17 protein-coding genes and 2 tRNA genes are annotated in these 12,919 nt (G+C 43.7%); 6 read left to right on the top strand and 13 right to left on the bottom strand.

The annotated features are described in order from the left end of the window. Nucleotides 1-135: 135 nt before the first annotated feature. From HF888_RS11730 to HF888_RS11740, 3 genes are read left to right on the top strand one after another with little or no spacing between them, the layout of a single operon-like run. Nucleotides 136-426: a type II toxin-antitoxin system RelE/ParE family toxin gene (locus tag HF888_RS11730; RefSeq protein ID WP_007016198.1), complete on the top strand. Its 291-nt coding sequence runs from the start codon at nt 136-138 to the stop codon at nt 424-426. Nucleotides 427-434: 8 nt separating this feature from the next. Continuing rightward, nucleotides 435-749 (top strand): HigA family addiction module antitoxin, encoded by a 315-nt coding sequence (locus HF888_RS11735; protein WP_007016197.1) that lies wholly within the window; start codon nt 435-437, stop codon nt 747-749. 54 nt (nt 750-803) lie between these two features. After that, the gene (locus HF888_RS11740; protein WP_007016196.1) at nt 804-1,133 is read left to right on the top strand and encodes a hypothetical protein; all 330 of its coding nucleotides are present in this window, start codon (nt 804-806) and stop codon (nt 1,131-1,133) included. Here HF888_RS11740 and HF888_RS11745 read toward each other — a convergent pair. After that, nucleotides 1,130-2,053 carry a LysR family transcriptional regulator gene (locus tag HF888_RS11745; RefSeq protein WP_007016195.1) on the bottom strand — a complete coding sequence of 308 codons (924 nt, stop codon included), beginning with the start codon at nt 2,051-2,053 and terminating at the stop codon, nt 1,130-1,132. The genes HF888_RS11740 and HF888_RS11745 overlap by 4 nt on opposite strands. Before the next feature lie 149 nt (nt 2,054-2,202). On the opposite strand from HF888_RS11745, the gene HF888_RS11750 reads away from it, so the two are divergent. Beyond that, the gene (locus tag HF888_RS11750; RefSeq protein ID WP_007016194.1) at nt 2,203-2,829 is read left to right on the top strand and encodes a glutathione S-transferase family protein; all 627 of its coding nucleotides are present in this window, start codon (nt 2,203-2,205) and stop codon (nt 2,827-2,829) included. Between the two features lie 76 nt (nt 2,830-2,905). Here HF888_RS11750 and HF888_RS11755 read toward each other — a convergent pair whose 3' ends face one another. Beyond that, nucleotides 2,906-3,976: an alkene reductase gene (locus HF888_RS11755; protein WP_007016193.1), complete on the bottom strand. Its 1,071-nt coding sequence runs from the start codon at nt 3,974-3,976 to the stop codon at nt 2,906-2,908. Between the two features lie 314 nt (nt 3,977-4,290). Here HF888_RS11755 and rsgA point away from each other — a divergent pair, with 314 nt between their 5' ends. After that, entirely contained in the window at nt 4,291-5,418 is a 1,128-nt protein-coding gene (gene rsgA, locus HF888_RS11760) for a ribosome small subunit-dependent GTPase A (protein WP_243469347.1), read from the top strand. A gap of 196 nt (nt 5,419-5,614) precedes the next feature. Here rsgA and HF888_RS11765 read toward each other — a convergent pair whose 3' ends face one another. Continuing rightward, nucleotides 5,615-6,283, bottom strand: coding sequence for a Bax inhibitor-1/YccA family protein (locus HF888_RS11765; protein ID WP_007016190.1), 669 nt, complete (start codon nt 6,281-6,283; stop codon nt 5,615-5,617). Continuing rightward, entirely contained in the window at nt 6,280-6,690 is a 411-nt protein-coding gene (locus tag HF888_RS11770; protein ID WP_007016189.1) for an HPF/RaiA family ribosome-associated protein, read from the bottom strand. Before HF888_RS11770 ends, HF888_RS11765 begins: the two co-directional genes overlap by 4 nt. Nucleotides 6,691-6,808: 118 nt before the next feature. Between HF888_RS11770 and nhaR the strand changes: the two genes are divergently transcribed. Continuing rightward, nucleotides 6,809-7,696 carry a transcriptional activator NhaR gene (gene nhaR, locus HF888_RS11775; RefSeq protein ID WP_007016188.1) on the top strand — a complete coding sequence of 296 codons (888 nt, stop codon included), beginning with the start codon at nt 6,809-6,811 and terminating at the stop codon, nt 7,694-7,696. Nucleotides 7,697-7,869: 173 nt separating this feature from the next. Here the strand turns inward: nhaR and HF888_RS11780 are convergent. The 9 genes from HF888_RS11780 to HF888_RS11820 form a co-directional block, all read right to left on the bottom strand. After that, nucleotides 7,870-7,945 (bottom strand) — tRNA-Glu (locus tag HF888_RS11780). A 10-nt stretch (nt 7,946-7,955) separates the two neighbouring features. Next, nucleotides 7,956-8,031 (bottom strand) — tRNA-Ala (locus HF888_RS11785). A 172-nt stretch (nt 8,032-8,203) separates the two neighbouring features. Then, nucleotides 8,204-8,713 (bottom strand): rhodanese-like domain-containing protein, encoded by a 510-nt coding sequence (locus HF888_RS11790; protein WP_007016187.1) that lies wholly within the window; start codon nt 8,711-8,713, stop codon nt 8,204-8,206. 168 nt (nt 8,714-8,881) lie between these two features. Further along, nucleotides 8,882-9,307: a DUF2802 domain-containing protein gene (locus HF888_RS11795; protein WP_007016186.1), complete on the bottom strand. Its 426-nt coding sequence runs from the start codon at nt 9,305-9,307 to the stop codon at nt 8,882-8,884. A 122-nt stretch (nt 9,308-9,429) separates the two neighbouring features. Further along, nucleotides 9,430-9,912 carry a chemotaxis protein CheW gene (locus HF888_RS11800; RefSeq protein ID WP_007016185.1) on the bottom strand — a complete coding sequence of 161 codons (483 nt, stop codon included), beginning with the start codon at nt 9,910-9,912 and terminating at the stop codon, nt 9,430-9,432. 169 nt (nt 9,913-10,081) lie between these two features. Then, entirely contained in the window at nt 10,082-10,939 is an 858-nt protein-coding gene (locus HF888_RS11805) for a chemotaxis protein CheW (protein WP_007016184.1), read from the bottom strand. After that, on the bottom strand, nt 10,932-11,255 hold the full coding sequence (locus HF888_RS11810) for a kinase/pyrophosphorylase (protein WP_007016183.1): 324 nt from the start codon (nt 11,253-11,255) through the stop codon (nt 10,932-10,934). The genes HF888_RS11805 and HF888_RS11810 overlap by 8 nt, the downstream gene beginning before the upstream one ends. Further along, entirely contained in the window at nt 11,227-12,027 is an 801-nt protein-coding gene (locus tag HF888_RS11815) for a ParA family protein (protein ID WP_007016182.1), read from the bottom strand. Before HF888_RS11815 ends, HF888_RS11810 begins: the two co-directional genes overlap by 29 nt. A gap of 110 nt (nt 12,028-12,137) precedes the next feature. Further along, on the bottom strand, nt 12,138-12,914 hold the full coding sequence (locus HF888_RS11820) for a flagellar motor protein MotB (RefSeq protein ID WP_083771836.1): 777 nt from the start codon (nt 12,912-12,914) through the stop codon (nt 12,138-12,140). Nucleotides 12,915-12,919 lie beyond the last annotated feature (5 nt).

Raw genomic sequence — 12,919 nt, forward strand, 5'->3', positions numbered from 1 at the left:
AAAGTGTGGGTACCTAGCCAATCGGTACCCACCTATGATTCATCAATCAAATCTGAATAATAACTTCCACATTGACAATAAACTGGTATATAGAATACCTTGTAACCTATAACGTTACAGGTTACATTTGTAACCATGATCGAATCATTCAAGGAAGACTGGCTCTCGAACTACTATTGGGAAGCGGTCAAGAGTAAAAAGATTCCCAGCGATATAGAAAGTGCGCTCAACAGAAAGCTGAGCATTATTCATGCCGCAGTGGAAGAAAAAGACTTGCGATGCCCGCCGGGCAATAGGTTTGAACACCTACAGGGTAACCTAAAAGGATGGTGTTCGATCAGGGTAAGCAAGCAATATCGATTAATCTTTAAATGGGCTGATGGTAAAGCAACCCAACTTTATCTCGATGCTCACAAGTATAAATGAGGTGGGCTATGACGACTGAATTTCGCATACCAGGGCATCAGCCAACCAGTGTTGGCATTATGCTCAAAGAAGAGTTTCTAGACCCTATGAAAATCTCACAGGGCGAATTAGCGAAAGCAATGGGCGTAAGCCGCAAAACCGTTAACGAGCTGTGTGGTAATAAGCGTGGCATCACAGCAGAAACGGCTTTGCTTCTATCGAAAGTACTCGGCACAACCCCTGAGTTTTGGATCAATTTGCAAATCATGAACGATTTATGGGCAACCAGCCATTCTGAGAAAATGAAAGATAAGCTTGAGAAAGCCACACCGCTTGTTGCTTAACTCTTAGCTAAACCTTGGACTGGTTTTTTCACTTCTTTAAACTTGCAACTATCAATGAAAATCAAAGACGCCAAAGTATACCTAGTGAGCGATCTGGCGCAGCTAGCGCAAGCTCGCATTCAGCACGAGAATTCAGACATTGATCCTATCATCGCCATCAATCATGGTTTACGACAACAGGGTTTTGCCGCTGATGCGTTGACGATTGTGAATGAAAAAACCAACAAGCGTATTTTGATGATCTTTCACGATAATAAACCGGATACGGTGGATTATGAATTTGGGCTGGCGTCAGAAGACCCAAGGTTTGAGTTTAAGCAAACAGCCCTCGCTAATCTCACTGAAGAGGTTTTATATCAGTGGATGAGCGAGCATCTAACTTAAATTTCTACCATGGGTTCTCTATTTTGACTTTCAGGGCAGTGCTGTCTGAGTAAATCTAAAAATGCTTGCTCGTAAGCAGCTAGAGGTCGAGATAAAGTAACCGCTTTCCAAGATCGTTGTGCCCATGACACATCCAAAGGACGTATAACGATCTTATCTTGATCCCATGTTGCTACAGACCAGTCTGCTAAAACGGATATGCCCATACCCGCATAACACCACTCGGTGATGGCTTCGGTTAAAGGAAACTCTGTGGTTTTTATTTTGCTGATATCCACATGCAGTGAAAGCCCTCGGAAAAGCTTTTCTTTAGCATTAGGGCACAGCAAGATATTTTCCCTTGCGACATCCTCTGCAGTGATGATGTCTTGGCTTGCCAGCTTGTGGTTTTTATCCAATACCACGACTAACTGATCATCAAATAGCGAGTGATTAATAAATGGCTTTTTTGCCGGGGCCATTTTAATCGCCATATCAATATCGCCGGAATCCAATAGATCCGTCACTTTATTATAAGCGTTCGGTAATAGTTCCACTTCAACATTGGGATAGGCTTGCTTAAAAACCGGTATCGCACGCGGTAGCCACTGAAACGTGGTTATACACTCGGTTGCTATACGCAATACCACTTTGTCATCTTGCTCAATGGCTTGCAGTTCATCTTGTAGCGAAGTAAGTTCTGATAATACGACTTTCGCCGATTCAAGCACTCGACGTCCATGAGGCGTGATAACGAACTTTTTGCCATGGCGATAAAATAGTTCATAGCCCAAAGCCTCTTCCAATGCTTTTAACTGATGGCTTAAGGCCGATTGCGTTAAATGCAGCTGTTTTGCCGCCAGTGTCATATTGTTGGTTTGAGCTAAGGCATCCACAAGGCGAAAATGACGGGTTTCGATGCGTTTGAGCACGGTATTCATAATCGATCCTTTATCATGGCTATCCCTCCTTCGTTCCTAGGGCCTCACGTATGATTATCCAATTTCATTATTTTTATGAAAATTATGAGTTAGATTGATCTAATGAGCTAGCTTACTCTTAAACCTCACTCATGAACAAGGACTTCATCATGTATACATTGTATTTCTCGCCATTTACCTGCTCACTGGCCGTTCATGCTGCGCTGGAGAAAATCGCCATCCCTTATGAACTTAAAAAAATAGACATTTATAAGAAGCAGCATTTTGAGCCTGATTTCTTAGCGCTTAATCCGAACGCGCAAGTACCGGTTTTACAGTATGACGAGGGGACTCTTACTCAAGCCAGTGGGATATTGCTTTACCTATCTGAATGTCATCCCGAAGCCAAGTTAATGCCTCCTGCTGACTCTGCTGATCGCTCTAAGGCTTTAGAGAGCTTGTTTTACCTATCCAACACGCTGCATCCCTACTTTTTACGATTGTTTTATCCAGAGCGTATTTCTGAGGAGTCACCTAAAGAGGTCAAGCAAATAGGCATTCAAAAAATCAAAGATACCCTGAGTCTATTCGAGGAAAAAATCAAACATCAGACATTCATCGCCGGGGATACGCTCTATTCCCCAGATTACTATCTGTTTGCCATGTCTTATTGGCTTAAATTTCACAATATTGATTTGTCGGAATTTTCTAATCTTAGAAAATACTTTAAACGAGTAAGCCAGCAACCAGAGGTAGCTAGCGTTTTACAAAAAGAAATGACTGAAATGGCAGCTTAGCAAATAGACTCAATAAAAAGAGTAGCAACCCTGAACCGCTCGATTGTTTGCGGTTCAGGTTGGCGATAAAAATCAACTACATTGTTGGATAGGTTGTATAACCTTCCGCACCTTGCGTATAGAACGTGGATTGATCAGGCTCGTTTAATGCTGCACCTGCCTTGATTCGCGCGGGTAGGTCTGGGTTTGCTAAGAACGGCACACCAAAGGCGACCATATCCGCATGACCCGCTTCAATGACGGCCGCCGCTTCTTCGCCGCTGTAACCCATGTTCACCATTAAGTTACCTTTATAGTTTTCACGGGCAATGGAAACCACATCGGCTTGCTGCTGACCAAAGAAATCCGCACGCATTAAATGCAAATACGCCAGCTCAAATTGATTTAACTGCTGACTCAAATAAGTAATGAATGCTTCCGGATCAGAGTCTTGCATATCGTTAAAACTATTTAATGGCGATAGGCGCACACCAACTCGATCACTGCCGATTTCGTCGGATACCGCTTCGATCACTTCAAAGAAAAAGCGCGCACGATTTTCAAGACTACCACCGTATTCATCATCGCGTTTATTGCTTCCGTCTCGTAAGAACTGATCGATAAGATAACCATTGGCACTGTGAATCTCGACACCATCAAAACCCGCTTCTATGGCGTTGGCTGCTGCTTGTCGGAAATCACCAATGATATCTCTGATTTGTTCTCTGGTGAGTGGCTTGGGTGCCACATACGGTTGCTTGCCATCCGGTGTATGGGTTTCACCGCTTAAGCCGATATCCGATGCGGAGACGACATTCTCTTCTACGTTTAGCGCTGGATGAACGGCTCGGCCGGCATGCCAGATCTGCATAAAGATTTTACCGTCTTTTTCATGTACCGCTTTGGTGGTGAGTTTCCAGCCTTCAATTTGCTCTTTCGAGTAAATACCCGGTTCTGTGGCGAAGCTTGAGGTATTAGGCTGAATCATGGTGCATTCACTAATAATCAGGCCCGCGCTCGCACGCTGACCATAATATTCCGCCATGAGTTCATTGGGTTGATGACCTGGCGCTCGACAACGAGTAAGAGGTGCCATGGCCATGCGATTGGCAAGGTGATTTGCACCCAATTGGATTGGTTGAAATAAAGCATCGACAGATTGTGACATAAACTGATTTCTCTAGTGTATTCAAAGTGAACTCTGTAGATGAGGTAAATAAAGAATTTTAAAAGTAGTGGAAATTGAGAAATACTGTTGATGCTACACAACAATCATCCAATGGATTGCGCCGTCGCTAGCTTTGCAGTAATCTAGCAGAATTCTTACATATCCCTTTGGAGGCTTTGATTTAATGATTGTTTTAGCAAACTGGAGCTTGGCGCTTTAAGCCACTCGGCATCCCTCCAGTATTCCCAATAACACGTTTTTAGTGGCTATTATTTTAGTACGGCTCAGTCGTAACTATTATTTGGGAAACCAACATGAAATCATTTCCTCGTCGTCGCTCGTCATTAACTAATGGACGCTCGACAATGAAAGTATCCCCAAATCGCTTACAGCAATTAGGTTGGCGGCCGTTTTTCCAACAGCAGTTATCCTTAGAAGCGCTAGAACAACTCAAGCCAGCTCGAATTGTTGCTCAACATCGCTCCGAGCTGCTGCTTGAGAGCGAATCAGGTAATTGTAAAATCATTCCCCCAAGAATGAATGGCGAACCACTGCAAGTAACGGTAGGCGATTGGGTATTGCTTGATACTGATCATCGCTTCCATTCTTTACTCCAAAGACAGTCACAACTGGCCCGTAAGGCGGCCGGATCGAAATTGGAACAACAGCTAATTGCTGCCAATATTGATACGTTATTTATAGTCAGTTCATTAAACCAAGATTTCAAACTGAATCGAATCGAACGTTACCTGGTGTTAGCCCACGAAGCGCAAGTAGAGCCAGTCATTCTGCTCACAAAAGCCGATTTATGTGAATCTCAAGACATGATTGATGAAATTATGCAGCAGGTACAGAAATTGGATACTTCAATGTCGGTACTTGCGTTAAACGGGCTCGACCGAGATAGTTTAAAACAGTTATCGACTTGGACTGGAACGGGCAAAACATTAGGCTTTGTGGGTTCCTCTGGTGTAGGAAAATCCACATTGGTGAATCTTCTATTAGGTGATGTTGTTATGGATACACAAGATATTCGTGAGGACGATAGCAAAGGTCGCCATACGACGACCGGCCGATCACTGCACGAGATTCCTTCAAGCGAACTGATCCATGGCGGTTGGGTAATGGATACGCCAGGAATGCGTGAACTTCAAATCGCCTTTGCTGAGTCTGGAATTGACGCTACTTTTTCCGATATCACGGAATTGGCAGAACAATGTAAGTTTAATGATTGCCAACACCGCAATGAACCTGGATGTGCAGTATTAGAAGCGATTGATCGTGGTGATTTGGAACTCAGACGCTTACAAAGCTACCAAAAACTATTGCGTGAAGAAGCCCATAATTCTGCTTCGTTGGCAGAACAACGGGAGCACGATAAGTCTTTGGGGAAATTGTACCGCTCTGTGCAAAGCGCTAATCGAAAAAACAAGCAGTTTTAATATTTCAGGAAAGCGTTGTGAATACCCAGCGACCGTCTTGTAGATGGTCACTGGGTATATAGCAAAAGCCGTGTAAAAACTATCAAGCGGCCTGCTGGGCCGCTTGATTTTGATAAGTTTGACCTAAAAACTGATTCAGCAAGTTTTGCATATTCATAACGCACTCCTTACTTACCATTTTAAAATCTGCTTTAACTTATTCCTGACTCGCAAAACCCAACAAGTGCAACAAGCTAGTAAACAAATTAAAGATTGAAACAAACAGTGTTGTTGTCGCCATAATATAATTGGTTTCGCCGCCGTTTATAATATTGCTGGTTTCATACAAGATGAGACCCGACATGAGCAATACAAACATGGCCGAAACCGCAAGCGATAATGCCGGCATCTCAAAGAAAATGGCGCCTAAACCAGCTAAAAAGCCAACGATAATACCGACCGTAAGGAAGCCGCCCATAAAGCTAAAATCTTTTTTCGTTGTCAGCACATAGGCAGACAAACCCAAGAAAATTGCGCCGGTGACCCCCATGGCATTCATCACGATCGAACTACCGCCCGGTAGACTCAAGTATGCATTTAGGATTGGACCCAAGGTGAGCCCCATAAACCCAGTCAACGCAAATACGAGTACAATGCCCATGGCACTATTCTGAAACTTAGAGATCGCAAACAGTAGCCCAAAGAATACGACAAGCGTAATCAGCAGCCCCGGATGCGGCAAATTCATAGACGTGGATACGGCAGCAACCGCACCACTAAAAAGTAGTGTCATTGCGAGCAGCATATAGGTGTTTTTAAGCACCTTATTCTTAACGCCCTGACTAACAACTGGAGTATCTACTTGATTGATAATATCGTTGTTCATAATTGAGCCTCCCAATCTGAAAACTCTTCAAAATCTTCTTGCATATAGCGATCGCGGTTCATATTGCCAAAACTGGGTAGCCTTTTACGAAACCGTTTGGCCTTATGACGCAAGCGGTCAAGCCTTTTGGTGACAGTTAAACTAGCACGATTAGCGGCCTTATCGACCACAGCTTGCATTTCACTATCTACATCTTCAATGACGACATCTTGATGCCCTTCCAATTTAAGTAACATCCGGCAGTGTTTATCCTCACCGCCTTTAGGACCATTCAAATCAGAAAGTACTACCTCAACTCTTTGAATCTGATCTGAGCGTGATCCAAGCGCAAACTGCAAACGTCGCTTAATGTATTTCTTTAATTCAGCACTTATCTTTAAGCGACGCACATTAACTATTATTTTCATGGTCGTTCCTCCTTCTCTTCTCCATTTTTCATTCTGAAAGCTATGCTATGATGTAAAAAACATAAGATATATTCGAATTATCATTCTAGATACTACGATTTTTACGAACATTTAAATTATGATTAATTTCAAACACTTACATTATTTTTGGGTAGTGGCGAAGCAGGGAGGCATCATGCGCGCCAGTGAAGCTTTGCATATCACGCCGCAAACCATCAGTGGACAAATTCGCTTACTTGAAGAGCAATTGGGTGAATCACTATTCGAAAAATCAGGGCGCAACCTGGAGATTACCGATACCGGACGCACCGTATTGAGCTACGCTGACGATATTTTTTCATTAGGGTATGAGCTTGAGGAAACGGTTAAAAACACAGCCAATCGCACTCAGACACTTAAAGTTGGCATTGCAGATGTGATACCAAAATCCATTGCTTATCGGCTCATTCAGCCTGCATTAAAATCAGATGGCAGCATTCGATTGGTATGCAAAGAAAATAGTTTAGAAACCCTGCTAGGAGAATTAGCACTGCATAAACTGGATATCGTGATTGCAGACGGTCCGATTCCTCAGCGTCTTGGTGTTAAAGGGTACAGCCATGCACTGGGTGATTGCGGTATCACATTTTTGGCTTCCCATAAGTTGAAAAACACACTAACCGGTGAATTTCCTCTTAACCTCTCGGGAGCGCCCTTCCTGATGCCCAGTGATTTATCATTGGTGCAACCACAGTTATTGCAATGGCTTGATCGTCAGCATATTTTCCCAAGAATTGTTGGAGAATTTGACGACAGCGCATTAATGAAAGCATTTGGACAAGATGGCGTCGGTGTATTCGCGGTTCCCACGGCTATTGCTGAGGAAGTCATGAAACAGTATCAAGTGGAGACAGTTGGCCAGACAGAAGAAATTCGAGAGCAGTTTTTTGCAATTACAACAGAAGAAACTCTGAACAATCCGGCTTTAAGAGCAATAAATGAAACCGCTGTTGATTGGCTTAATTGATAATAGATGAAATGGAAAATGGTATCCCGTAGGGAGATGAGACCGCCGAGTATTGCAGTAAATGGCGCGGTGTCCTAAGAATCAAAGAAAAGAAAATGGTATCCCGTAGGGAGATGAGACCGCCGAGTATCGCAGTAAATGGCGCGGTGTCCTAAGAATCAAAGAAAAGAAAATGGTATCCCGTAGGGGAGTCGAACCCCTGTTACCGCCGTGAAAGGGCGGTGTCCTAGGCCTCTAGACGAACGGGACACATCTTTAATGGTGGAGCCTAGCGGGATCGAACCGCTGACCTCAACACTGCCAGTGTTGCGCTCTCCCAGCTGAGCTAAGGCCCCACACCACTCTCTTTCTGAGTTTATTTATCAAGGCTTAATAAATAAATCAGCCAACTTGTGCGCCAAAGGCATACTCGTTGCGAGATGTGGCGAGCATTATACGGATCAAAATTCATTTGCCAAGCCCTTTTTCCGCTTTTTTTACGAGGAAAAACAAGCTGTTAGGCGATGCCTAGCGTAGCTGCCGCTCCATATGCAGCTGTGCCAGCGCTTGCTTCATAGATTGACGCCAATGACTCTGAGGAGCCTGCGCCATCGCTACATGATCTTGACTCAAATCCAATGTAACCGGCAGGTCTAATGCGAGCCAAGTGAAATACCCATCACGAAAATAATGGACATTTTCGTACCCCCAATTGACCGCCAAAAAGGTGGCAACAGCACTGCGATAGCACTGCGCGCTGTTGCAATAAATGACTATAGGAATATCGCGATCCAACGTCTCAATCAGATATAGATCATTGAAATCACGTTTTAAATCAAGATGAACAGCACTTCGAATATGGCCAAGCGAATATTCGTAGTCATCTCTAACATCTATGAAGGTCGCCCCTTTTTCAAAAAGTTGAAGCGCTTCATAAGCGTCTACAGTTTGTGCACCAGCGACAGAGTCTATCTGCTCTGAGTGCACATTTGCGCCCCCCAATAAGACGCCAAATAGAAAGAGAATCTTCTGTATCATTGCCGACTCCTACCTTCTTTGACAATGCATTCTCTTAGAGTATAGGTCGGATTTTAAAATGGCCTTGTAACTAATGGCATTATGAATTTATGGGGAAATAGCCAATCAAACTTTGACAAAATAACGTGACCTAAATTAGGTCACGTTTGCGGAAAACAGGAGAGAAATTTAGTGGACTGCATTGGCGCTTACGGCGTCGCGCTTACGATTTAAAGATAACAACAATTCCGCTTCACTATGACTAAAACCACAAGAGTTTACTAAATCCGCTTCATTCGCTCCCATGGCGATGAGTTTACTCGCTTGGTCATACGAAGGATGCTCAGGCTGGCTATTAAGAATGGAAAATTGCTTACGCAGTACTTCATTCAGCCTACGTTCAGACTCCATCACTTTTTGTCCCATACCCACAGCACTTCGACTCAATGCCGTCATATCTTGCGTTAAGCGTTTGTTAATGGCTTGTTGCTGCCGTTTTTGTTTTAACAAAACACGTGCGTTATACAAGGACATTAAACAAGCCAATAACGCGACACTCGCAGTACTCAAAAGTAGTATACGATCAATTCCTAAAGCTAAGATTTGTTCCAACATGATTTACGCTCGCAGTCTCGGTGTTATGTTTATTTTCCCCTGCACAATTCGTGTCAGGGGACTGCTGAGCAATGAAGAGATTGATACTAAATGGAGTCGACAGTAGTGAGACACCGACCAAGTTACAGGTCGTTCAGCTCGGCCCACTCTTCATTTGACATCATTTTCTCTAAATCCACCAAGATAAGTAGTTCATCATTTTTGTGACAAACACCTTGGATAAATTTAGCGGTTTCTTCATTACCCACATTTGGCGTGGTCTCAATTTCCGATTGGCGCAAATACACCACTTCGGCGACGGCATCGACCATAATACCTACCACTTGGTTTTCGGTTTCAATCACCACGATCCGGGTGTGATCAGTCACATCACCGGGTTGCAAACCAAAGCGTTGGCGGGTATCGATCACAGTGACCACATTGCCGCGAATATTAATAATGCCCAGTACATACGGGGGCGCACCCGGAACAGGAGCAATCTCCATATGGCGCAAAACCTCTTGCACTTGCATCACGTTAATACCATAGGTTTCGTCATCTAAACGAAACGTTACCCACTGCAATACCGGATCTTCGGCGGTGCCTTGGGCTTGGTAACTGTTCATTTCATTACTACTTGTCCGAACGTCCATTCTTACTCCTCAAGGTAGTACCTTAACGATTGTCTTCAGCGGATCGCAGGCTGACATCGTCAAATTCACAACTATCCTTGTATTAGTTTAGACCAGAGCAGATTATGTGCCAGAGCACACATTTTTTTCTTTTTAGGGAAATTTACGAAGCGGCCGCTTCATTGAGGATTTCGATCAAGCTATCTACATGCACTAATGCGCACATTTGATCGACAACTGTTCCAGCAAGCCAAGGGCGCTTGCCTTTTTCCGTTCGCCATTTGACGCTTTCCGGATGCAAGCGCACCGTGGTGTGGAGTTTTTGACAGGCCAGCGTCCATTTGCTGTGCTGCATTTGGATAACGAACTCATAACCTGATTCTGACAAATCAAACCCTTTTTCTGGCATGATGTATTTTGCAGTATCAACCACATAATAATGATTATCTGACTCGTTATAGGCACCTAAAAACCAATCTGGTCTGCCAATCAAATGGTTTGTTTCATGGTCCACTTTGATGATTCGGCCCAGCGCTTCCATAGAGACTGCCAGTTTTAAACCACAGACCTCAAACAGTAAGACATCGAATTCCTCTTGTGCCCAATCTGGTGCTTTAGGGTAACGTTTTTCAATTGGTTTTGAGTCAATATTCTCTTCGGGTCGGGCATCAACAATGTCATTGACAGAAGTCTCACCTGAGGTCTCGATTGGAACGTCTGGCTTGGTTTCAATAGCGTGTTCAATTGCTTGTTCTGTTACTTCCTTAGTTTCTGTTGCTAATTGTGTGTCCGCTTCGGTTATTGGTTTATGAACCTCAACCTTCGATTCAAGATCTACGTTTTCAACGTCTTCGATAACATCTTTTTCTGGCTCTGGCTGAGCCAATTCCACGACATTATTTACTGGATGATCTGGGATATCCGGAAAGGTCTCCGCCAGCAGATTGTCCATATATTCCTGAACAACCTCTTCTGTTTGCGCTGGCTGAGTGAGAGTTTTTATATTAGTCGGTTTACTCATGCCAAGCTCCTCTTGCTAACAGCATTTGGCAATGAGACAGGCAATAATTTTTAATTCTGCTTGGTGGTAGTTGGCAAGTAATATTCAAAATCGTCAAATACGCTAAGAAGCGAAAGCACTTGTCTTGACCGTCGTCGTGAGCAAGCGCAAAAGAATCAATAGCGATGGTCATACGGCTATCAGCAGGAATGCTATCCTGCGCTCCGATGGATTCGTCGACTGGTTCATTTAGTAAATCATTTAACGACTCCTCGATGCCGTCGTTAAACATACTAAACAAATAATCATTAACCGCTTGTTGCGCTGACCGACTCATGATGATCTATCTGTTTTAGTGAATTTAGTAAATGACGATAGACTCGTACACCCCGTCCGTCTGTGTCTAGAATGTTCGGAAATACACCTTTTTCACTAGCATCCCGAAACTTGGTATCTACCGGAATACTTTGATCAAAGACCTGTTCTTGATAAAGCTCACGAATCTTTTTCAGTGCATGCAGAGACGCATGGGTTCGACGATCGAATAACGTCGGAATGATCGTAAAGGGCAATTGCTTTTTGGTACTGTGCATGACCATGGACATGGTATGGGTCATACGCTCCAAACCCTTTACCGCGAGAAATTCAGTTTGCACCGGAATCAGAAGACGTTCTCCGGCGGCTAAGGCGTTAATCATCAATACACCTAAGATAGGTGGTGTATCAATGATGACGTATTCATATTCATCCCATAATGTTGCAAGGGCTTTGGATATTACTAAGCCCATACCGCCTTGACCTGCGACTCTTCTTTCAAGCGTAGCAAGGGCGGTGCTTGCTGGAAAAAAGTCGATACCGTCTTGACTAGTTTTACGAATGATTTTCTTCGGTAAACCGTCAGGTATTTTTCCTTCGTGCATAAAAAGATCAAATACCGAATATTCGATTTCATCAGGATCATGTTTAAAGTAGCTTGTCAGCGAACCATGGGGATCTAAGTCCACCATAAGTACACGATGCCCCTGCTCACGAAGTAAGCCAGCAAGGGTGACCGTTGTTGTGGTTTTGCCTACGCCACCTTTTTGATTGGCTACCGCCCATACATGCACGGGGTTCTCCTTGACCCTAAACGGGAATCAAACGTCAAAATACAAAACACAAATGAATATGCAGATACTGTTCCTATTCATTTAATATAGTTGATAAAAGCGGGTTTTCCTCAAGTATCCGGTTGTAAATGGCGTTTTGTGACGGTTTTCAGGCGTTCTCTCGCCCACCCCGTACGATCAATCATGAAATTTACACGGGCATTAAGTTGCCGCCCTTGCTCATCGTCGTTTGTAGCAATAGGTTGATAGGGTCCGTAATTTGAAACGGCTAATCTTGAAGGCTGTAAACCTTCCAACTGTAAATATTGAACAATAGCCGCACCTTGCATTGCACCATGTTGCCAAGGGTTATCATCATCTAGCGTATCAGCGGAAAACACTTCGATGTTAATGGCTTCATCACCTTCAGCAAACACATTAACAAGTTCGACCATGGTTTTGGCGCCCTCTTGTGTGATACGACTACCATAGCGATTCTGTCTGTTATCCCAACGAAACAGCTTACCCATTGGCACCTCAATACTGATCCATTGATCCATTGTAGAAAGCGTATATTCGTTTTCTGGCAACGCTGCGCTGATATCACTGATTTGTAATAAGCGTTGTGGCAAAGTTGAAGATTCTTTTTCTGGATCCAGTGCTTGATTAAGCCCTTCAACCGAAGGGGCTTCTAAAAACTGCCTGACTGCTTCGCTCACAGGCACATTGGATGTTTCAGAGAATCGAACTTCCAACGCCCTACGCATTTCATAAAACTTTTCACTGTTAATATTACTCGCCGCATACAAGACGACGAATAACGCAAAAAGCAACGTCATTAGATCTGCATAAGAAACCATCCATCTTTGTGTATGCGCCGTTTCAGGTGGGTTATGACGTCTAGGCATAGATG

This window comes from Bermanella marisrubri, from assembly GCF_012295615.1.
Classification (GTDB): Bacteria; Pseudomonadota; Gammaproteobacteria; order Pseudomonadales; family Oceanobacteraceae; genus Bermanella; species Bermanella marisrubri.

Bases quoted from the DNA above. Each gene is read 5' to 3' on its own strand.
- HF888_RS11730 (WP_007016198.1), top strand. From the start codon at position 136: ATGATCGAATCATTCAAGGAAGACTGGCTCTCGAACTACTATTGGGAA.
- HF888_RS11735 (WP_007016197.1), top strand. From the start codon at position 435: ATGACGACTGAATTTCGCATACCAGGGCATCAGCCAACCAGTGTTGGC.
- HF888_RS11740 (WP_007016196.1), top strand. From the start codon at position 804: ATGAAAATCAAAGACGCCAAAGTATACCTAGTGAGCGATCTGGCGCAG.
- HF888_RS11745 (WP_007016195.1), bottom strand. From the start codon at position 2,053: ATGAATACCGTGCTCAAACGCATCGAAACCCGTCATTTTCGCCTTGTG.
- HF888_RS11750 (WP_007016194.1), top strand. From the start codon at position 2,203: ATGTATACATTGTATTTCTCGCCATTTACCTGCTCACTGGCCGTTCAT.
- HF888_RS11755 (WP_007016193.1), bottom strand. From the start codon at position 3,976: ATGTCACAATCTGTCGATGCTTTATTTCAACCAATCCAATTGGGTGCA.
- rsgA (WP_243469347.1), top strand. From the start codon at position 4,291: ATGAAATCATTTCCTCGTCGTCGCTCGTCATTAACTAATGGACGCTCG.
- HF888_RS11765 (WP_007016190.1), bottom strand. From the start codon at position 6,283: ATGAACAACGATATTATCAATCAAGTAGATACTCCAGTTGTTAGTCAG.
- HF888_RS11770 (WP_007016189.1), bottom strand. From the start codon at position 6,690: ATGAAAATAATAGTTAATGTGCGTCGCTTAAAGATAAGTGCTGAATTA.
- nhaR (WP_007016188.1), top strand. From the start codon at position 6,809: ATGATTAATTTCAAACACTTACATTATTTTTGGGTAGTGGCGAAGCAG.
- HF888_RS11790 (WP_007016187.1), bottom strand. From the start codon at position 8,713: ATGATACAGAAGATTCTCTTTCTATTTGGCGTCTTATTGGGGGGCGCA.
- HF888_RS11795 (WP_007016186.1), bottom strand. From the start codon at position 9,307: ATGTTGGAACAAATCTTAGCTTTAGGAATTGATCGTATACTACTTTTG.
- HF888_RS11800 (WP_007016185.1), bottom strand. From the start codon at position 9,912: ATGAACAGTTACCAAGCCCAAGGCACCGCCGAAGATCCGGTATTGCAG.
- HF888_RS11805 (WP_007016184.1), bottom strand. From the start codon at position 10,939: ATGAGTAAACCGACTAATATAAAAACTCTCACTCAGCCAGCGCAAACA.
- HF888_RS11810 (WP_007016183.1), bottom strand. From the start codon at position 11,255: ATGAGTCGGTCAGCGCAACAAGCGGTTAATGATTATTTGTTTAGTATG.
- HF888_RS11820 (WP_083771836.1), bottom strand. From the start codon at position 12,914: ATGCCTAGACGTCATAACCCACCTGAAACGGCGCATACACAAAGATGG.